The sequence below is a fragment of the Pseudomonas fluorescens genome, from assembly GCF_001708445.1.
GTDB lineage: Bacteria > Pseudomonadota > Gammaproteobacteria > Pseudomonadales > Pseudomonadaceae > Aquipseudomonas > Aquipseudomonas gorinensis.
The window spans coordinates 3,647,637-3,667,959 of record NZ_CP015637.1; the positions used below are offsets into that span (position 1 = coordinate 3,647,637).

Consider the following 20,323-nt stretch of genomic DNA (forward strand, 5'->3'; position numbering starts at 1 on the left):
CCACCAGGTTTTTCGCGAACAAGCTCGCGCCTACAGTAATTTTTCCATCCAGACAAAACGCGCCGTCCTGCAAATCCCGCATACTCATGCCCTCAAACCCTTCAGGAAGAGCCTTCCGATGACCACCACTGTTCTGGTTCTGGTTGAAACCATCAACGAATACCTGCAAATCATCGAGAGCAACGACTTTCATGTGATCCTGGCACCGACGCCCGCCGAACGCGCCCAGGCCATCAAGACCCACGGCGGGCAGATCAAGGCCGTGCTGACCCGTGGCCCGCTGGGGCTGTATGCCGAGGAAATCGCCGCGCTGCCGTTGCTGGAGATCATTTGCGTGATCGGCGCCGGCTACGAACACGTGGACCTGCAGGCGGCGAGCAACCGCGGGATTGTGGTCACCAACGGTGCCGGGGTGAACGCACCGTCGGTGGCCGACCACGCCATGGCCTTGCTGCTGTCGCTGGTGCGCGGCATTCCGCAGACGGACGCGGCGGTGCGGCGCAGTGAATGGCCCAAGGTGATGCGCCCTTCCCTGGGCGGCAAGCAACTGGGCATTCTCGGGCTCGGCGCCGTGGGCCTGGAGATCGCCAAGCGTGCCGCCCTGGGGTTCGACATGCAGGTGAGTTACCACAATCGCCAGCCGCGCGATGACGTGGACTACACCTACTGCGCCAGCGCGGTGGAACTGGCGCGCACCTCGGACTTCCTGATCCTGGCCACACCCGGTGGCGCCGGAACTCGCCATCTGATCGATCGCATCGCCCTGGATGCGCTGGGCCCCAACGGCTACCTGGTCAATGTCGGGCGTGGCAGTGTGGTGGTGACCGCCGATCTGATTGCCGCCCTTGAACAGCGCCGTATCGGCGGCGCGGCACTGGACGTCTTCGACGATGAACCCAAGGTCCCGGATGCCCTCAAGCGCCTCGGCAATACCGTGCTGACCTCCCACGTGGCCGGCCTGTCGCCGGAAGCGGCCCACGACACCGTGCAGCGGGTGGCTGACAACCTGGTGGAATTCTTCGCCGGCCGACCGGTACTGACGCCAGTGACCTTGCCGCCGCCCAATAAATGACCGATCAGGCACGCTGATCATCATCCAACACGCTAACCTATTAAGCCGCCCCGACCTTGTCGTTGGGCGGCTGTGCGCATTAGATTAGGAAATAGTCCAAGGCCTTTAGAATAAGCAGAAGGGATAAGCATGGCGCTGAACGACCAATCGACCCAGATTCGCCCAGGCGAAGAACTTGATGCCAGCCTGATCGATCCCTACCTCAAGGCCCACATCCCTGGCCTGAGCGGCACGCCCACCATCAGTCAGTTCCCCGGCGGTGCGTCCAACCTGACCTATCTGCTGGAATACCCTGGCCAGGAATTCGTCCTGCGTCGCCCGCCCTTCGGGCACAAGGCCAAGTCCGCCCACGACATGGGCCGTGAATACCGCATTCTGAACCAGCTCAAGGATGGCTTCCCGTATTGCCCCAAGGCCTATGTGCATTGCACCGACGAGTCGGTGATCGGCGCCGAGTTCTACGTGATGGAGCGTGTCAACGGCATCATCCTGCGCTCTGAGCTGCCGGCCGAGCTGGGCCTGGACGCGACCAAGACCGAAGCCTTGTGCAAAAGCTTTATCGACAAGTTCGTCGAGCTGCACCAGGTGGACTACGCCGCCTGTGGCCTGGCCGACCTGGGCAAGCCCGAAGGCTATGTGGCGCGGCAGATTCGTGGCTGGAGCGACCGCTATGAAAAAGCCCTGACCCCCGACGCTCCGCGCTGGGAGGCCGTGCGCGCCTGGCTTAACGACAAGATGCCGGCCGACCACCCGACCTCCAGCATCGTGCACAACGACTACCGCTTCGATAACGTGATCCTCGACCCGCACAACCCGATGCAGATCATCGGCGTGCTGGATTGGGAACTGACCACCCTGGGCGACCCGCTGATGGACCTGGGCAACACCCTCGCCTACTGGATCGAAGCCGCCGACCCGGCGCCCGTGCAACGGATGCGCCGCCAGCCGAGTAACGCCCCCGGCATGCTCACCCGTCGCCAGTTTGTCGACTACTACGCCGAGCGCTCGGGCCTTGAGATCGACAACTTCGACTTCTACTACACCTACGGCCTGTTCCGCCTCGCCGGCATCGTGCAGCAGATCTACTACCGTTTTTTCCACGGCCAGACCCAGGACAAACGCTTTGCGCAATTCATCCAAATGAACACGCTGCTGGAGCAGATGAGCCTGGATGTCATCGGCAAATCCGCGCTCTGATCGCCTATAACAAGGAGTCCCCATGTCCAAGACCCACCTGTTCGACCTCGATGGCAAGATTGCTTTTGTGTCCGGCGCCAGCCGTGGCATCGGTGAAGCCATCGCCAAGTTGTTGGCCCAGCAAGGCGCCCATGTGATTGTGTCCAGCCGCAAGCTCGAAGGCTGCCAGCACGTGGCGGACGCGATCATCGCCGACGGCGGCAAGGCCACCGCAGTCGCCTGCCACATTGGCGAAATGGAGCAGATCACCCAGGTGTTCGCCGGCATCCGCGAGCAGTTCGGGCGCCTGGACATCCTGGTCAACAACGCCGCGACCAACCCGCAGTTCTGCAACGTACTGGACACCGACCTCGGGGCCTTCCAGAAGACCGTTGACGTGAACATTCGCGGCTACTTCTTCATGTCGGTGGAAGCCGGCAAGCTGATGCGCGAGAACGGCGGCGGCAGCATCATCAACGTGGCGTCGATCAACGGCATTTCGCCGGGCGTGTTCCAGGGCATCTACTCGGTAACCAAGGCCGCCGTGATCAACATGACCAAGGTGTTCGCCAAGGAATGCGCCGAATTCGGCATTCGCTGCAACGCCCTGCTACCGGGCCTGACCGATACCAAGTTCGCCTCGGCGCTGGTGAAGAACGACGCGATACTGAAAATGGCCCTGGCGCAGATCCCGCTCAAGCGCGTGGCCGACCCAAGCGAGATGGCCGGCGCCGTGCTGTACCTGGCCAGCGATGCATCGAGCTACACTACGGGCGTGTCGCTGAATGTGGATGGCGGCTTCCTGTCCTGAACACGTGCCTGGGAGCAAGGGCGCTTGCTCCCAGGCATGCCGGCAGGACTAGAAGTCCACGGGACTCATATCAATCTTGAACATGACAAGTTTGCCATCCTTGGACGTCGCACCTAATAACTTGAATAACTGGCCACGCCTCAACGCGTCGGAAACGCGCTTGGCCGCCAGCGTACCGGGTTGGGATAACGCCAGCACTTGCCGCACCCAACTGTCGGTCATTTGACGTGAGCTTGTCGTCCCTCCCAGGCTGACGTTGGCAAGCTCGCCGGCGGAGGTATAACTGACATGCTTGGCTTCCAGAATGTAGATATCGCCTGCCGGGCCTTCAAACACCCGATCAAAGCCATTCTGCCCACCTCCGTAGGTTCCGCCGGGAAGTACCGTATAGCCATCTTCCGTCAACCGGGCCTCATACATGGCTTCGTTCACTTCGCCCTTGCGCTTGTTGTCCCGGGCAGCGTCTTTTTCCCGCCACGTCTCAAGTAACGCCTCTTCGGCCAACGAGCGCCTTCTATCGGGATAGTGCAGTTGCATCGTTCGGCTGATACGCGCCACATTGAAGTTACCGTCTTTTGAGCACCTGACCGTGCCCAAACCTTGAAACGCATCGAATATCGGCATCCCCGGAGGCAATGGGCGGCGGTTTTCCAATGCGCTGCAGATGGAAGCCAGACAGTCATACGGGTAACCATTGCGCCAGATATAGGCATCGATCAGCGCCCCTTTTTGCGCCGTTGGCGCACTGCGGATAGCCGGCTCGCAAAACCCGACTATTTGACGCAAGTAGCCCTGCATATAGCGATAAACCCACTGGTCGATACTGCTATTACTCAGATCGACCGCCCCCACATGCCCGGCATAACCTTTGATATTCCGGACCGATTGAAAAAGATCCGAGAGTTGATCAACAGCCAGCATCGGCACCCAGCTATCGGGCGCGCCACCCATTTCAATTAAAATCTCTGCCCTGCCATGACCGCCTGCATCTACCACCTTCCAACGCAGCCATGCGCTATCGAAGTTCACTGTGCAAAAGCCTGTGCCCACCGGCAAATAATGTCGGTTGTCGTTTAACCTGAACAAGCCATCCCGTTCGATACGCCCGGCGCTTACCAGATTGCCTCCCGCCCCCACAGAAAACAGATGGGGTCGCGCATTCGGCACAGCACCTGATGGGTTGCCAAAATTGGCATCCATAAAATATTGCTCAGCCCCGATCATGAAGGCTCTCTTGCCGGAGAACGTCAGGGTGTCGGCGGGGGCCGGACTCACCGGCAACGTGTAGAGCCCCAGATTCCATACCGGATCAATACGCAGGGTCGCCGACAAGCTCACAGGGCTCGGTGTGGCGGTAAGCGAGGAAGACGAAGCACTGTGGCTCAATGACGATGCCGATGAGCTATGACTGAGGCTCGGGGAAGAAGAAGACGAACTGGCCGCAGAATGACTGCGCCAGGTGTTCGTCTGCGGCACCCGGTGAAGTGCAGGACCTCGTGGCAAGCGTGAATCCGGCGCTCTTTCACGCCATTCCCCGGTCTGCGGATCACGCACCGCCAGAACGGTCGTCCCGTCATCCAGGTTCAGGTAACTGCGCGATTCATATTCACGCAATCCAGTCGCTGGATCAGGTGCGGGTATGGGGTCACCGTCGGGGGCAAAAATAGCGTCTCGGGTTACGGCGGGGGTCGTCGGCAGATCGGTAATGCGCTGATAAGTCGCGCTCGGAACAGCTGCGGCTGGCCTGTTGCGCACGGGTATTGCTTCAGGCGGCAGGGGCCCGCCAGCGAAGTCAACGACAGGAAACGCAGTACGCGCACTGGGTGCCGCGCCACTGGGTCGATCGACCGGGCGCCCTGCTACCGGTTGCACGGAAGGGGAAGTAAATTGCTTCATAGAATGTCCTTAGACTATGTTGTTCAGCCGCCCGGAAGAACCACCTCGGCAGCTTATGGATTCAAGTTGAAACAGCCAGCTCATCACTGGATACCTGCCGATGCCTGTCAGCGTCCAATCTCCAGCAATCAGCCATGACGTCGTAATAAACAGTGCCCGTTGTCCCATCGGCCATGCCGATGCCCGTCACGTTAACGCGTGGCGTAAACACTGCGGCTCTTTGTCGGCAGTGACGCAAGGCCTTCAACAGTTGCGCAATCGAACTATTGCCCGAAGCGGCGACCCTGGCGAGATACACCTTGCCAAGGTCCAGCCTGACGTCGAAACGTCCGCCGTCCTTTGAATGAATCCGGATGTTTTCCAAGGGAACGTCGGGGTCGTCATACTTGGGGACCCTAATCGACACGCTGCCCACCTTGATGTGGCCAGGGCTGACAACAATGCTGTCGAGCTGAATATCTTCCGCCAGCGCTGTACAAAAGAAGTCCCAGGTCGATGCATCGGACTCTTTACTCAGCGCCTGCGGTGTCGATAGTTCAACGGTCGCCCAGGACGTCAGATAGATTTCGTATACCCCGCCCCGTCCGCATAGCACACAGGTTGCCAGCTGAGGCGCCGCGCCCAGGTGCACCCGTTGTGAGTGAGCGGTCAGATTTATGCTTTTAGGCGTGCGCGGCCTCAAGAACGGGTAATGCCCGTACCTCAGGTTCAACGAAGCCATTCCGTCCTTGATTCTATAACCTGGAGTGGCGAAATCACCGACGTAAGACTGCACCGGCGGTAATAGCCGGTACGAAACACCATCACGCATCACCACGACGAACTCAGCCTTCAACTTCAAGGCTGACGCTTGCAATGAACCGCCCACACTCGTCCACGTCGCTGAGGATTGCGCCGCGTATTCGTCCAGATAAAGCGTGCGGCCATCAGCCCACTCAAACTTTATCTTCGCGCCCGTGTAATCCAGGTAGTCGAAGTTGCTCACGCGTCGCGTGGCCACATGATAGGTGGTATACACCCCTGCCAATTCCTGGTTGTCATAGTCCACATACACACAGCATCGGCCCTGCTCCTGGCTTGCATGGGCATCAATGGCCGTCATCCCGTGGCCGCGACTGACAAAGTAACTGGACGTGCCTGCCGCCAAGGCAACCGACTGACCGGGGCCCAGAATAATCGGGGAGATCCTGGGTCCGGGAGGCGCCAGCACTTCCATGCTCACTTGCGGCTCCCCGGTCGGTTCCAACGCGTCAGGCAACAAGGGCGTTATTCGATAGCCGTCCTGCGTGAGAAAGCTGAAAAGTTCGTTGACCAGATGGCGTTTACCCTCACGCAACGTGTAGACATTTTCGATCCCGACACAAGGGCCTGGCAGTTCACCGTCCAGCCCCAGGGTAGACTCCACCTTCAGAGCGTTGCCCGAGATCCACCAGCGTTGAATCCGGCTGAAGGGCCAGTTGAGCATGATGAGGCTCCGCTGCTGGCCGTCCTCCTCGATGACGACATCCTTGGCGCTCTCAAGAATCTCGAAGTAGTCGGCGCCTGGACCGCCATTCACCCTGGCACTGCCCCGCTGTATCAACAACTGGTCGTCTCCGGCCATTGCGTGGGCCTTGTCGTGCTCCCCCTTCAAGACAATACGGTTGGCCTCGTTACTGCCGGTAATCACGCTGGAAGCGCCGGCAAGGGACGCAACATTCTCAATGCTCCACAACCCCATGCACTTGAGACCGTCGCGGCCATTGTCGGTCATCAATGTCACGCTGCCCGCCCCCAGGTTGACGTTGAAGCCTGCTGCACGCGGCCATGTCGCCTCGCCGAGAAAGCTCAGGGTGTCAGCCCCGGTACCGCCCACCAGCACCGAGATCGGCACCCGCCCTTCTGCGCCAGAAAAAGTATCCGGCGGTACCTCGAACATGAATTCGTCGTCCTGGCTGCCGCCCACCAGGTACTTGCGGCCACCGCTGTAGCGAAAGTGGTTCGGGCGGGTGGGCACCCCCAACACCGTGTCATCCCCGCCACCCAGCAGCCAGAGCACACCTTTTTCGGGCCCCTTCGTCCCCCAAGTGGCCTCGGGCAATAAATCGACGGCCCCTTCCTTGGTCGCATCGAAGTGGTCATCCACCTCGTGGATGACCGGTTCACGGACCAACGTGTGGGGGGCCTCACCCGCCTGCTCATCCCATTGATGTTTCCAGTGCCGTATCGTCTGCAGGTGGACCTCGAACGTGCCATTGACGATGGCCTGCACACTGTTCTTCATCTCACCGCCAAGCAATGCCCTGGCTTGGGCCTTGAGGCTTTCTGCGTATACAGTGCGCGCGCGGCTGGTCGTGTAGCGATCGAGTACGCCTTCATCCAAGTCGATACCGGTAAACGCGAACCAGCCGCTGCGCAGGCGCTCATGGGTGCTCAACTCGATGTAATCATCGATATCATCCACCACCCGGCACGCGGCATAAATCCGGGTACCGACAATCAGCACCGCTGCGGCGATAAGGCCTACGGGCCCGGTCGCGCTGAAGCCGGCCAACGCCGAGACGCCCAGTGCAAGACTGAGGGTTGCGCTGACGAGACTGAAACCGGCCTCGACGTAGAGATCCTGCGCCTGTTTGCCTTCTGCTTTCAGCGCGTTTGAAAGCGCAATGCCCGCCTGGGCAAGGTCAAACGGCACGGTCAATACCGAGGCGATCAATCCAGCACCACGGCGTAACAGCAATCCCGCGCGTGATGCACAGAACCCGCGATAAACCGTATGGCCGGCGCTCATCATTTTCTGGCCGATACGCTCCAGCGCCAACTCCACGCCGAGGGACGTCATTTCTGCGGAAAAGGCGCTGCCCTCGAACAACAGCTCGCCCGCATCCCCCGTTCTGAGCGCTTCGCCTATTCCTCGAATGGCACTGTAAAAACCGTAGAGCTGCAGCCCGGCTCCCAAGGTTTGGGCACTCCCGCTTCTAAGCTTATCGGCCCAGCCGGGCAGGCTTTCCATGGCACCCACGTCGTTGAGGTTGACGTCCTGTACCCGCCGCAGCAGTCGATCGAGCTTGACAATCGCCCCGTCCGAAACATCAGGCGTGCTCAACATAGCGGGCGCCCAATCCGAACGTAATGACGCCAGTTCAAACAGTGCGGCGGTGGCCTGGTCACAGGTTGCACTGCTGGCGGACGCCAGATAGTCCTTAAGGTGCACAGCAGAAAACGTGATCTGATCGATCAATGCCTGATCAGCTTCCTTGACACGATACCGCGCCACGTCAAGGTCCGCGCCCTCCACGCGCGCGCCCATATTATCCAGGGCCACGCGGCCAACCGAGATCTCACCGATACGCATCGATCCCCATGCTGCATCCAGATCCATCAAGGTCTTTTGACGCAGCTGTAAGGCAGACGCGCCTTCGTCCTGCAATTCTTCCATTACGGTACTCCAGTCACTGACGAAGAACGCTTCGTCGTTATCAACGCGAACACCCTGTGCGCGCACTGCGTCGATACTGAAGTGTTGAGACATGAACCTGAGGTGTATACGTAGAGCGTTGGTGAATATCCCGATCAAGCGTTCGGCGGTTGCTGGCGAAAACTCACCGCCAGGCGGTTCCAGCCACTGATGCTGGATACCGCCATGGTCAGGTCCACCAGTTCCTGCTCGCTGAACTCCACGCGCACGGCGCTGAAGAGTTCGTCTGAAACACTGGAAGTCGGCAGCATCGCCACCGATTCGCACCAGGCCAATGCCGCCTTCTCCCGCGGCGTAAAGAACGGCGAGTCACGCCATACGCACAGCGCGAACAAACGTCGCTCCGTCTCGCCGCGCTGACGCGCCGCCATCGAATGCATATCGGTGCAAAAGCCGCAGTGGTTGAGCTGCGAAACGCGGATCTTGATGAGCTCCAGCAGCGGCCGCTCGATGGACAGGCCAAAGGTGTTCGCCTCCAGCAGCAACATGCCCTTGAGCGCTTGTGGTGACGCGGTGTAGTAGTCCAGACGGGATTCCATGGGGCAGTTCTCGGGCAATGACACCTCAGCCTAGAACCCTCACGGTATAAGCCCTATAGCCAATTCGACGGTTTACCCAGGGACCATTTTGAGCGCGCCTCGCGAGCGAGTAACCTTGGCACAGAACGAAGACCCCGGGATGAAACATGGAACTGCACGTCATCATCAATGGCCGCAAGGATCTGGCCGAACAGCTGTACCAGCAGTTGCACGAAGCCATTGTCTCCGGGCGCCTGGCCGCCGGCGCGCAACTGCCGCCCAGCCGCTTGCTCGCCGAACAACTGGGGGTATCGCGCAAGACCGTATCCGACACCTACGCCACCCTGACCTACGAAGGCCTGCTGGTCGGCAAGACTGGCCGCGGCACCTTCGTCAACGCCCGTACGCCGCAGACCGAGCGCCTGCAAACCGCTACCGACCTGGCCTGCGCCGCCAACCTGAAAAAGTGGCAGTCACTGCCTTCGCCCATGCGCCACCCCACTCGCGACAGCACGTTGCGCTGTGAATTTATCGGCGGCGCCACCAGCCGCAACCAATTCCCCCAGGATGAATGGCGGCGTTGCACCCAGGACGCGTTGCGGCGCATCGCCCAGGACAGCGGGTTCTACAGCCAGCCCGAAGGGTTGCCGGCCCTGCGCAGCGCCATTGCCGGGCATATCGCGTTTTCCCGTGGGGTCAAATGCCGCGACAGCGACATCGTGGTCACCAACGGTGCGCAACAGGCGTTGGACCTGATCGCCCGCGTGGTGCTGGAACCGGGCAGCATCGTCGCCATGGAAGACCCCGGCTACAGCCCCGCGCGTCAATTGTTCATGGCGATGGGGGCCTTGGTCATTGGCGTTCCCGTCGATGAACACGGCATCCAGGTCGACCGGATCCCCGATGGCACACGACTGATCTACGTCACGCCGTCGCACCAATTCCCACTCGGCATGCCCATGAGCCTGGCACGTCGCGAAGCCTTGCTGGCCCGCGCATTCGAGCTGGGGGCGATCATTATCGAGGATGACTACGACAGCGAGTTCCGCTACGAAGGCCGCCCCACCGATTCCCTGCAAAGCCTGGACACCCGTGGCGTGGTCACCTACGTCGGCACCTTCTCCAAAACCCTGCTGCCCGAGCTGCGCCTGGGTTATGCGGTGCTGCCCCCGGCGATCTACGGTGCGGTGCTCAAGGCAAAGCAATTGACCGACCAGCACAGCTCCACATTGCCGCAATGGGCGCTGGCCAAGTTCATCAGCGAAGGCTATTTGCTCAAGCATATTCGCCGCTGCCACACCGTGTACGCCGGGCGCCGCGAGCGCATTTTGCAACGCCTGGCGGGCGACCTTGCGCCGTGGTTCGAAGCGGTGCCCACCGTGGCCGGGTTCCATATGGCGGCGTTGTGCAAAGTACCGGTGAATATCCCGTTGCTGATGGAATTAGCGCGCCAGGTGGAAGTCGGCCTGTACCCGCTGGACGTGTTCTTCCACGACACGCCGGTGCGTCCGGGCCTGATCATCGGGTTTGGGGCCATCGAGACCCTCGACATCGACCCGGCGCTGGACAAGGTGCGCGATATTCTCCAGCAGATTGGCTAAGGGGTTTTCCACCGGATTGGTCATTGGTCGCGCGAAAAACCCGGCGTACGGTGGGCAGGTCTCGAACTTCTCGGAAACGTCGCCATGAAACGCCTGCTCGCCACCACCCTGATGCTCGCCTCGCTCAGCGCCTTTGCCCACGAGCCCGTGTACAACCAGGAATCGATCAAGGTCCTGCAAGAACACGCGCTGACCAATGTGCCCGGCAAGAAAACCCTCATGCTCACCGTGGACTACGCCCCCGGCCAAGCCACCGTGCCCCATAGCCACACGGGCACGGCCGTGGCCTACGTGCTCGAAGGCGCGATCACTTCGCGGGTCAATGATGAGAAAGCGAAAACCTACAAGGTCGGCGAATCGTTCTACGAGCCGGCCGGCTCGCGACACTTTGAATCCAGCAATGCCAGCCAGACCCAGCCGGCCAGGTTGCTGGTGGTGATAGTGCTGGACGACAAGGCCGAAGTGCTGACCCCTCTTCCAAAATAATCAGCCGCACCCCCAATCAGAAGTTTGGGTGGGGTGCTGAATGTGGGAGGGGGCTTGCCCCCGATAGCAGTGGGTCAGCCATAGATGCATCCACTGACACTCCCTCATCGGGGGCAAGCCCCCTCCCACATTTTTTACCGAGTACACCAGGCACAACTCTGGTCGGTTCCAAGGCAGCCAAAGCCAGAGCAAAAGCAGACTCAGATCGACCTGATGTATGCAGATCCAAATGTGGGAGGGGCGGTGCGACGATTCGACTTGCCCCCGATAGCGCTGGGTCAGTTAACAAATAAGTGACTGACACTCCCTCATCGGGGGCAAGTCCCTCCCACATTTTTTAACTGCGGTTTGTCTGTGGCTCACGGGCGTTTGAACTGGCGGCGCAATTCTTCGATCTTTGGGCGGCACGCACACCCATCAAGGTGATCGTTGACCATCCCCATCGCCTGCATCAGCGCATACATCGTGGTCGGCCCCACGAACGTCCAGCCGCGTTTCTTCAAGGCCTTGGATAAGCGCACCGAGGCGGGTGAAGTCGGATTGCCGGTCCAGTAGGCCAGGTCCACCACTGCCGGACGCTCTTCAGGGCCGGGTTCGAACGCCCACAACCACTGCGCCAGCGAGCCGGTCTCGTCCACCAGCTCACACGCCCGGCGTGCATTGTTGATCGTGGAAACGATCTTCGCCCGATTACGCACGATGCCCGGATCTTGCATCAACCGCTCGACATCCGCCGCGCCGTACTGCGCCACCCGGCGAAAATCAAAGCCCTCGAACGCCACCCGAAACTGCTCACGCTTGCGCAGGATGGTGATCCACGCCATGCCCGCCTGAAAGCCCTCCAGGCAAATCTTCTCGTACAGCTGAACATCATCGGCCACCGGCACGCCCCACTCGCGGTCGTGGTATCGAGGGTATTCCGGCGCCGCCGTGCGCCAGGTGCAGTAGACCTGTCCGGTCTCATCGGTGCTCAGTCCTGGTGTATCCATCCATCACCTCACATGCCAGGTCGCGGATGATAAGCGAAAAAATTTCCACGCGGCCAACCGCTCAAGCGCCGCCCTCCACGACCAACTGGTCAGACCGGGACCTGTCAACCGACGAAGAATGACTTGTTATTTCAAAAATACCTGGCCTAGACTGGCGACGCACTGGACTTACCGGTATGACCACAACAATTAAGCCCTGGAACCACCGGGGCACCGAATAGAGATCACTCCCATGCTCAGATGGTGCTCGCGTTCGATTTTCCTGCAAGTCGTGATTGGCCTGATGCTCGGCATCGCCTGCGGCCTTGCCCTTCCCGAATTCTCCTCGCAACTCAAACCCCTGGGTGACGGCTTTATCAAGCTGATCAAGATGCTGATTGGCCTGATCGTGTTCTGCGTGGTGGTCAGCGGTATCTCCGGCGCCGGTGACTTGAAGAAAGTCGGGCGCATCGGCCTCAAGTCAGTGATCTACTTTGAAGTGCTGACCACGGTTGCCCTGGTGATCGGCCTGGTCATGGCCTTCAGCACCGGCATCGGCACCGGAGCCAATATCCACCTGGAACAGCTCTCCTCCGCGGGCCTGCATGAACTGGCCGACAAGGGCCAGCACATCAAGGGCACCAGCCAGTTCCTGATGGACCTGATCCCCAACTCGGTGATCGGCGCCTTTGCCGATAACAATGTGCTGCAAGTGCTGCTGTTTTCGGTGTTGTTCGGCAGCGCGTTGAACCTGGTGGGCGAAGCGGCTTCCGGCATCACTCGGCTGATCAATGAACTGAGCCACGTGATTTTCCGCATCATGGGCATGATCGTGCGCCTGGCGCCGATCGGCGTGTTTGGCGCGATCGCCTTCACCACCAGCACCTACGGGCTGGACTCCCTGCAACACCTGGGCAGCCTGGTGGGCCTGTTCTACCTGACCTGCTTTGCGTTTGTCGCGCTGATCCTCGGCCTGGTGATGCGCCTGTCGGGCCTGCGCATGTTGCCGTTGCTCAAGTACCTGCGTGAAGAGCTGCTGATCGTGATGGGCACCGCCTCCTCCGATGCGGTGCTGCCGCAGGTCATGCGCAAACTCGAACACCTGGGCATTGGCAGCTCCACCGTGGGCCTGGTGATTCCGACCGGGTATTCGTTCAACCTCGACGGTTTCTCGATCTACCTGACCCTGGCCATCGTGTTTATCGCCAACGCCACCGGCACGCCACTGTCGATGACCGACCTGCTGACGATCTTGCTGGTGTCGCTGATCACCTCCAAGGGCGCCCATGGGATTCCCGGCTCGGCGCTGGTGATTCTGGCGGCCACCCTTACGGCCATCCCGGCGATTCCGGTGGTCGGCCTGGTGCTGGTATTGGCGGTGGACTGGTTCATGGGCATCGGCCGTGCGTTAACCAACCTGATCGGCAACTGCGTCGCCACCGTGGCCATCGCCCGCTGGGAAAAAGACATCGACATCCAGCGCGCCAACAAAGTGCTGTACGGCCAGCAGGGTTATGCCTTCCAGGCTAAAAAGCCGGTAGTGCCAGCGCATCAGGAATTCTAGAGCGCTAACGCCTTCCACTGTAGGAGCGAGCTTGCTCGCGAAGATCGTCAACGATAACGCGGGCATTCTGGATGTACGCGGTGACTTGAAGTTTTTCGCGAGCAAGCTCGCTCCTACAGTGCAGGGATTATTCATTTTTAAGGAGCGCACGACGTGATCAGCACCTCAACCGTCGTCAATTCAGTCGTAGAAAAACTCCGCGCCGCCTTGGCGCGGGGTCAGTGGCGCCGGGGCGAAATGTTGCCCGGCCAGCGTGAACTGGCCGAACAGATGGGCATCAGCCGCCCCAGCCTGCGCGAGGCCGTGATTGTGCTGGAAACCCTCGGCCTGGTGCGTTCCATGCCCGGCAAAGGCGTGGTCGTGCTGGAAACCAGCATCAGCGAACCGCAATCGAGCGACGCTGTGGCCGACGCCAGCCTGGAAGACATCCTGCAACTGCGCTACACCCTCGAACCTTTCATCGTCGGCCTGGTGGCCCAGTCCATCAGCAGCAAGGAAGTCGGCCAACTGCGCCTGACCCTGATGGACATGCGCGAAGCCCTCGACGCCGGGGATGCCGAAGCCGGCATGAACGCCTACCTCGATTTTCACGAAGAACTGTTTGCGCTCACCTCCAACCCGATCTTCCAGAACGTGGTGCAACAAACCAGCAACGCCCTCAAGCAAAGCGCCCAGGTGCTGCGCAACTCCCCCGAGCACCTGGCCGAACGCCTTCAGGAAAACGAAGCCGTAGTACGCGCCATCCGCAACAAGAACAGCGCCCTGGCCAGTGCCGAAATGCGCCGGCACATCCTCCAGGAAGGCCTGCGCATGGGCATTCGCTTGAACATCCCGGACGACCATCTGGGCAGTTGATTTTTTTGGAGACCGGCCATGACCGCCCACGCCTTGCAACGTGCCCCCCTTGTCACTGCCCTGCCCAGCATGCGCCTGGTGGGCGCTAAAAAAACCTCGGTGGATGACATCTACCCACGGCTGTTCGACGCCATCCTCGAACAACGCATCGCCCCCTCCAGCCGCTTTACCGAAGAGGGCCTGGGTGAAACCTTTGGCGTCAGCCGCAGTGTGATTCGTCGCGTGCTGGCCAAGCTTTCCCATCAACAAGTGATCATCCTGCGCCCCAACCAACGCGCCCAGGTGGCGGCGCCGGACGCGCAGCAAACACGGCAGATCCTGGAAGCGCGGCGACTGACCGAAATCACCGTGGTGCAACTGGCCTGCGCCCAAGCCACGCCGATGCAAATCCGGCAGTTGCGCGAATTGATCGCACGCGAGCGTGACGGCATCGAACGGGACCTGCGTGGGCCGGCGATTCGCTTGTCGGGGGAGTTTCATCTGAATTTGGCGGCCATTGCCGGGAATGGGCCACTGGCGCAGTTTCTCAACAGCCTGGTGCCGTTGACGTCGCTGATCATTGCCCAGTACGAAACGAAAGCCTGCACGTATTGCGCGTGGCAGGAGCATGAGGCGATTGTGGATGCGGTGGAGCAACGCGACTCAAGCACCGCAGTGGCCCTGATGACCCAGCACCTGGATCACCTGGAAGCCAAGTTGCTGAAACACCATTAATCTCCAGATAAAACGAGATCAAAATGTGGGAGGGGGCTTGCCCCCGATAGCGGTGGGCCAGTCATGAAGAGGCTGGCTGACACTCTGCTATCGGGGGCAAGCCCCCTCCCACAGTTTTTGGGGTGTTTGATAAAGGGCATTCCAACAAAAAGCCCCTGCATCTCACAATGCAGGGGCTTTTGTTTCAGGCGCTAAATCAAGCCGGTTGCAGCACCGACTGGCCACTCAACGCCAGGTCCAGCAACTCACGGTTGGCCACCGCATACATGGCGTAGTCCGTGCCGACCGCAGCACGGATTTCCACCATCATGGCGCGCCAGCGATCAGCCATGTCCTGGTGCTGCTCAAGCCACAGGGCCACGCGGGCTTCCATGTCTTGTGGCGCGTCGGCCATTTGCAGTACCGAGATGGTGATCGCCCGCTGCTGCCAGTCCACGTCGTCGCGGAACGCTTCGCGAGCCTGGGCCTGCCAGTTGTTGGCCACCGGCAGATCGCTGATCTGCTGCAGGTACCACGGCAAGTCCAAGGCGCTGCCGACAGCGAAGTAGGCCTTGGCCACTTCGGCGGCGTCATGCCCGGTGACGTCGGCGGCTTCGATGATCGGCAGCAAGGTGTACAGGTGAGTCGTGCCTGCAACCATGCGCGCCAACAATTCCGGCACACCGGCTTCGGTGTAGGCCTGGTAGCGGGTCTGCCAACCTTCACGAGTCGGGCCTTCCAGCAGTTCGTCGAGCTTGAGGCCCAGCGCGGCCAGGTGCGGACCAAAGTGCGCGGTATCGCGGCCAGCATCCTGTTCGTTGCGACGGCTGCGCAGGAACCAGCGCGTCGCGCGGCGGCCCAGGCGCATCAGTTCGTCCATCAGCTCCAGTTGCACGTCGGCGGAGACCTGGTGGTCCAGGGCTTCGATCTGACGGAACCAGTGCGGGAGATGGAAGATGTCCCGCACGATCACATAGGCGCCCGCCACGTTCGCCGGGCTCATGCCGGTCGACTCTTTGAGGCGTTGAACGAAGGTGATGCCCATGTGGTTGACCAGGTCGTTGGCGATCTGGGTGCTGACGATCTCACGCTTGAGGCGGTGGCGACGCATCGCTTCACCGAACTTGGCGACCAGGCTCGGTGGGAACGCGGTCTCCATGTCACGGGTCAGGTACTCGTCATCCGGCACCAGCGACTTGAGCAGTGCTTCCTTGAGGTCGATCTTGCTGTACGAGATCAACACCGACAGCTCCGGACGGGTCAGGCCCTTGCCGGCGGAAGCGCGCTCGGTGAGCTGCTCCTCGGTCGGCAGGTACTCGATGGCGCGGTCCAGCTTGCCACGGCTTTCCAGGTCGCTCATCAGGCGCTTGTACTCGGCGGCACGCTCGTAGGCACGGCGCGCGGCCAGGGACAGGGCCTGGGTCTGCTTGTAGTTGTTGCCCAACACCAGGCTGCCGACTTCGTCGGTCATGCTCGCCAGCAACTGGTTGCGTTGCTTGTCGGTCATGTCGCCGGCCTGCACCACTTCGTTGAGCAGGATCTTGATGTTCACTTCGTGGTCGGAGCAGTCCACACCACCGGCGTTGTCGATGAAGTCGGTGTTGGAGCCGCCGCCATTGAGGCCGAACTCCACACGACCCAGTTGGGTCATGCCGAGGTTACCGCCCTCGCCCACCACCTTGCAGCGCAGCTCGTTACCGTTGACGCGCAGCGCGTCGTTGGCCTTGTCGCCCACATCGGCATGGCTTTCGGTGCTGGCCTTGACGTAAGTGCCGATACCACCGTTCCACAACAGGTCCACCGGCGCCTTGAGCAAGGCGTTGAGCAGTTCGGTCGGGGTCAGCTTGTCGGCCTGGATGTCGAAGCGTTCTTTCATCTGGGGCGAGATGGCAATGCTCTTCGCGCTGCGCGAGAAGATACCGCCGCCTTCGGACATGATGCTGGTGTCGTAGTCGCTCCACGCCGAACGCGGCAGCTCGAACATGCGCTGGCGTTCGACAAAGCTGGTGGCCGGGTTCGGGTTTGGATCGATGAAGATATGCAGGTGGTTGAAGGCCGCGACCAGTTGCAGCTTGTCGGACATCAACAGGCCGTTACCGAATACGTCACCGGCCATGTCGCCGATGCCCACCACGGTGATGCTGTCTTCCTGCACATTGATGCCGCGCTCACGGAAGTGACGCTGCACACCGACCCACGCGCCCTTGGCGGTGATCCCCATTTTCTTGTGGTCGTAACCGGCCGAGCCACCGGAGGCGAACGCATCGCCCAGCCAGAAGCCGTAGTCGATAGCGATGCCGTTGGCGATGTCGGAGAAGGTCGCAGTGCCCTTGTCCGCCGCGACCACCAGGTACGGGTCATCGCCGTCATGCCGCACCACGTTGGCCGGCGGCACCAGGGCGCCGTCCTTCAGGTTGTCGGTGATGTCCAGCAGCCCGGAGATGAAGATGCGGTAGCAGGCAATGCCTTCGGCCGCGATCTCGTCACGGGAACCGCCCAATGGCAGGCGACGCGGCAGGAAACCGCCCTTGGCGCCCACCGGCACGATCACCGAGTTCTTCACTTGCTGGGCTTTTACCAGGCCGAGCACTTCGGTACGGAAGTCTTCTTCACGATCGGACCAGCGCAGGCCGCCACGGGCAACGTTGCCAAAGCGCAGGTGCACGCCTTCGACCCGTGGCGAGTAGACGAAGATTTCAAACTTCGGCACCGGCTTGGGCAGCTCGGGAATCGCGCGCGGGTCGAACTTGAAGCTGAAGTACGACTTGTTCTGGCCGTTGGCGTCGGTCTGGTAGAAGTTGGTGCGCAGGGTGGCCTTGATCAGGTCCAGGTAGCGACGCAGGATGCGGTCTTCGTTGAGCACCTGGACGTCGTCCAGGGCCGTGAGGATCGCCTGCTCCAGACGTTGCTGCTTGTCTTCCAGGTCGTCGGCGTTGAGCTTGCGCGCCAGGTAGAAGCGGGTCTTGAACAACCGGGTCAACTCGCGGGCGATGTCGGTGTGGTTGTTCAGGGTACTGGCGATGTAGCCCAGGTCGAAGCCCAGGCGAATCTGCTTGAGGTAACGGGCATAGGCACGCAGCAGCGCGACGTCACGCCATGGCAGGCCAGCGGTGAGCACCAGGCGGTTGAACGCATCGTTCTCGGCATCGCCATGCACGATATGCACGAACGCGTCCTGCAGGGTGTCGTTGAGCTGCTGGATGTCCAGGTTCACGCCTTCGGCGGCGATGAACGCAAAATCGTGGATCCAGAACTCGCGGCCATTGGCATGGCGCAGGCGATACGGGAATTCACCCAGCACGCGCAGGCCCAGGTTTTCCAGGATCGGCAGGACGTCGGACAGGGCCAGCGGGGTATCCGCGTGGTAGAGCTTGCAATGCAGCTCGCGCTGGCCGGACACCTGGCCCAACGGCTGGTAGAAACTCATCACCAGCGGGTTGGCTTCGGTCAGGCTGAGCAGGTGCTGCATGTCGACCACGGCCGAATGCGCCGCGAAACGCTCGCGGTAACCGGCCGGGAAGCCTTTCGGGAAGTCGGCCAGCACGTTGGTGCCGTGGGCTTCGCCGAAGCTTTCCACAACTAGGCTGGAGTAGTCGTCCTGCCAGCTGCGGCAGGCCTGCACCACTTCTTTTTCCAGTTGCAGCGGGTCGATGTCCAGGCGGTTCTTCGGGTCGACCCGCAGAATCAGTTGTACACGGGCCAACACGGATTCGGAGAAGAAGGTCCAGAATTCGCAGTCCGAGGCTTTCAGGCGATCCATCAGCACTTGCTGGATCTTCTGGCGCACTTCGGTGGAATAGATATCGCGTGGCACATAGGCCAGGCAGTAGCAGAAACGACCGTACGGGTCTTTGCGCAGGAACACGCGGATCTTGTTGCGCTCCTGGATCTGCACGATCGACATCACCGTGCTGAACAGCTCGTCGACCGGGGTCTGGAACAGGTCGTCACGGGGCAATACTTCAACGACCTGGGCCAGCTCCTTGCCCAGGTGCGCCTTGGCCTGGAAGCCCGAACGGCGTTCGATTTCCGCGACCTTGCGACGGATATAAGGGATCACCCGCACGCTTTCGCCATACACCGACGAGGTGTACAGGCCCATGAAGCGGCATTCCTTGACGACCTTGCCGTCGGCATCGATCTGGCGGATCGACACGTAGTCCGGGTACGCCGGGCGGTGTACGCGGCTCGGGTGCGCGGCCTTGGCGAACGACAGCACGGTCGGCTCGCGCAGGTAGGACACGGCGTAGTCTTCGATGCGCAGGTCGTCGGCGGTCAGGCCGGCGCGCAGCAGCTTGGTCAGGCCGAGGAACGAGCTGGCGTCATATTCGATATGACCGCCATCCGCCTCGTCACGTACCACGAATTCCTCATAGCCCAGGAACGTGAAGTGGTTGCCCACCAGCCATTCCAGGAAGTTCTTGATCTCGGCCTTTTCTTCGCCGTCGATACCGAACGGGCTGGCGTCGATGCTTTCCAGCAGCTGCTGGACCTTGGCCTTCATCGGCTCGAAATCGGCCACGGCCACGCGCACTTCGCCCAATACCTGCTCCAGCTCTTTGCTCAGCACGTTGAGTTCGGCGGCGTTGGCGCAGCGGTCGATTTCCAGGTACATCAGCGATTCTTGCTGGATGCCTTCGCCCTGGGTGCCTTTAGGCAGGATTTCCAGCAATTCGCCCTTGCTGCCACGGCGTACGCTGAGCACGGTGGTTTGCAGGGTGTGAATACTGTAGCCACGGCGGTTCAGCTCGGTGCGTACCGAGTCCACCAGAAATGGCAGGTCATGGTGCAGCACTTCGACCGCAGTGTGGGTCGACTGCCAGCCATGACGTTCATAATCGGGGTTATAGACCCGCACTTGCGATTCAGTGTGATCAAAGCGCTCAAGCAGGCGCCAGGCAGACAGGGTGCAACCGGCCAGGTCGGAAAGGCGACGCTGGGTCAGTTCGTCCAGGGAAATAATGCCGAAGAATTGCTCAGCGAACAGCGCCACTTGTGGCAGTGCCTGTTCACTGATGTGCTGCGCCAGTGCCGCTTGCAGTTGATGCTGGAAGTCGGCCTTGCTGGCTGCGGTGAAGAACGCCATCTGTGGTACTCCGCTTGGGCTTGTTATTGATGGAAGCGTCGCGTGTTATCCCCTTGCGGGGAGACCGTCAGCTCTGTTCGCAGGTAACGAGTTAAGCACCTTAAACGAATCAGGGTGACAGGTGGGTGAAGCTGGACAAG

The 20,323-nt window shown here is 60.8% G+C and carries 13 protein-coding genes; 8 read left to right on the forward strand and 5 right to left on the reverse strand.

Annotated features, from left to right (window positions below; genetic code table 11):
- Positions 1-118 precede the first annotated feature (118 nt).
- From A7317_RS16070 to A7317_RS16080, 3 genes are all read left to right on the forward strand, one after another.
- Positions 119-1,072 carry a 2-hydroxyacid dehydrogenase gene (locus tag A7317_RS16070; RefSeq protein ID WP_069076306.1) on the forward strand — a complete coding sequence of 318 codons (954 nt, stop codon included), beginning with the start codon at positions 119-121 and terminating at the stop codon, positions 1,070-1,072.
- A 129-nt stretch (positions 1,073-1,201) separates the two neighbouring features.
- Complete coding sequence (locus A7317_RS16075; protein ID WP_069076307.1) at positions 1,202-2,269, forward strand: phosphotransferase family protein; 1,068 nt, start codon at positions 1,202-1,204, stop codon at positions 2,267-2,269.
- A 22-nt stretch (positions 2,270-2,291) separates the two neighbouring features.
- Complete coding sequence (locus tag A7317_RS16080) at positions 2,292-3,059, forward strand: SDR family oxidoreductase (protein ID WP_024075896.1); 768 nt, start codon at positions 2,292-2,294, stop codon at positions 3,057-3,059.
- A 48-nt stretch (positions 3,060-3,107) separates the two neighbouring features.
- On the opposite strand, the gene A7317_RS16085 is transcribed toward A7317_RS16080, so the two are convergent.
- The 3 genes from A7317_RS16085 to A7317_RS16095 form a co-directional block, all read right to left on the reverse strand.
- On the reverse strand, positions 3,108-4,391 hold the full coding sequence (locus A7317_RS16085) for a hypothetical protein (RefSeq protein WP_155766408.1): 1,284 nt from the start codon (positions 4,389-4,391) through the stop codon (positions 3,108-3,110).
- 625 nt (positions 4,392-5,016) lie between these two features.
- Positions 5,017-8,373: a hypothetical protein gene (locus tag A7317_RS16090; protein ID WP_069081339.1), complete on the reverse strand. Its 3,357-nt coding sequence runs from the start codon at positions 8,371-8,373 to the stop codon at positions 5,017-5,019.
- 134 nt (positions 8,374-8,507) lie between these two features.
- Positions 8,508-8,951 carry a carboxymuconolactone decarboxylase family protein gene (locus A7317_RS16095; RefSeq protein ID WP_024075899.1) on the reverse strand — a complete coding sequence of 148 codons (444 nt, stop codon included), beginning with the start codon at positions 8,949-8,951 and terminating at the stop codon, positions 8,508-8,510.
- Positions 8,952-9,097: 146 nt separating this feature from the next.
- Here A7317_RS16095 and A7317_RS16100 point away from each other — a divergent pair, with 146 nt between their 5' ends.
- Positions 9,098-10,531 carry a PLP-dependent aminotransferase family protein gene (locus A7317_RS16100; protein WP_024075900.1) on the forward strand — a complete coding sequence of 478 codons (1,434 nt, stop codon included), beginning with the start codon at positions 9,098-9,100 and terminating at the stop codon, positions 10,529-10,531.
- Between the two features lie 84 nt (positions 10,532-10,615).
- On the forward strand, positions 10,616-11,017 hold the full coding sequence (locus A7317_RS16105) for a cupin domain-containing protein (protein WP_069076310.1): 402 nt from the start codon (positions 10,616-10,618) through the stop codon (positions 11,015-11,017).
- 359 nt (positions 11,018-11,376) lie between these two features.
- On the opposite strand, the gene A7317_RS16110 is transcribed toward A7317_RS16105, so the two are convergent.
- The gene (locus A7317_RS16110; RefSeq protein WP_024075902.1) at positions 11,377-12,006 is read right to left on the reverse strand and encodes a DNA-3-methyladenine glycosylase I; all 630 of its coding nucleotides are present in this window, start codon (positions 12,004-12,006) and stop codon (positions 11,377-11,379) included.
- A 232-nt stretch (positions 12,007-12,238) separates the two neighbouring features.
- Here A7317_RS16110 and A7317_RS16115 point away from each other — a divergent pair, with 232 nt between their 5' ends.
- From A7317_RS16115 to A7317_RS16125, 3 genes are all read left to right on the forward strand, one after another.
- A complete protein-coding gene (locus A7317_RS16115; protein WP_069076311.1) occupies positions 12,239-13,549 on the forward strand; it encodes a C4-dicarboxylate transporter DctA in 1,311 nt (436 codons plus the stop codon).
- A gap of 153 nt (positions 13,550-13,702) precedes the next feature.
- Positions 13,703-14,404 carry a FadR/GntR family transcriptional regulator gene (locus A7317_RS16120; protein WP_024075905.1) on the forward strand — a complete coding sequence of 234 codons (702 nt, stop codon included), beginning with the start codon at positions 13,703-13,705 and terminating at the stop codon, positions 14,402-14,404.
- Between the two features lie 18 nt (positions 14,405-14,422).
- Positions 14,423-15,118 (forward strand): GntR family transcriptional regulator, encoded by a 696-nt coding sequence (locus A7317_RS16125; RefSeq protein ID WP_069076312.1) that lies wholly within the window; start codon positions 14,423-14,425, stop codon positions 15,116-15,118.
- A 196-nt stretch (positions 15,119-15,314) separates the two neighbouring features.
- Here A7317_RS16125 and A7317_RS16130 read toward each other — a convergent pair whose 3' ends face one another.
- The gene (locus A7317_RS16130; protein WP_069076313.1) at positions 15,315-20,183 is read right to left on the reverse strand and encodes an NAD-glutamate dehydrogenase; all 4,869 of its coding nucleotides are present in this window, start codon (positions 20,181-20,183) and stop codon (positions 15,315-15,317) included.
- Positions 20,184-20,323 lie beyond the last annotated feature (140 nt).

What these genes read in the sequence shown, in the direction of transcription:
- A7317_RS16080 (WP_024075896.1), top strand. Translation starts at nt 2,292, where the DNA reads ATGTCCAAGACCCACCTGTTCGACCTCGATGGCAAGATTGCTTTTGTG.
- A7317_RS16075 (WP_069076307.1), top strand. Translation starts at nt 1,202, where the DNA reads ATGGCGCTGAACGACCAATCGACCCAGATTCGCCCAGGCGAAGAACTT.
- A7317_RS16070 (WP_069076306.1), top strand. Translation starts at nt 119, where the DNA reads ATGACCACCACTGTTCTGGTTCTGGTTGAAACCATCAACGAATACCTG.
- A7317_RS16105 (WP_069076310.1), top strand. Translation starts at nt 10,616, where the DNA reads ATGAAACGCCTGCTCGCCACCACCCTGATGCTCGCCTCGCTCAGCGCC.
- A7317_RS16095 (WP_024075899.1), bottom strand. Translation starts at nt 8,951, where the DNA reads ATGGAATCCCGTCTGGACTACTACACCGCGTCACCACAAGCGCTCAAG.
- A7317_RS16100 (WP_024075900.1), top strand. Translation starts at nt 9,098, where the DNA reads ATGGAACTGCACGTCATCATCAATGGCCGCAAGGATCTGGCCGAACAG.
- A7317_RS16110 (WP_024075902.1), bottom strand. Translation starts at nt 12,006, where the DNA reads ATGGATACACCAGGACTGAGCACCGATGAGACCGGACAGGTCTACTGC.
- A7317_RS16125 (WP_069076312.1), top strand. Translation starts at nt 14,423, where the DNA reads ATGACCGCCCACGCCTTGCAACGTGCCCCCCTTGTCACTGCCCTGCCC.
- A7317_RS16090 (WP_069081339.1), bottom strand. Translation starts at nt 8,373, where the DNA reads ATGGAAGAATTGCAGGACGAAGGCGCGTCTGCCTTACAGCTGCGTCAA.
- A7317_RS16130 (WP_069076313.1), bottom strand. Translation starts at nt 20,183, where the DNA reads ATGGCGTTCTTCACCGCAGCCAGCAAGGCCGACTTCCAGCATCAACTG.
- A7317_RS16115 (WP_069076311.1), top strand. Translation starts at nt 12,239, where the DNA reads ATGCTCAGATGGTGCTCGCGTTCGATTTTCCTGCAAGTCGTGATTGGC.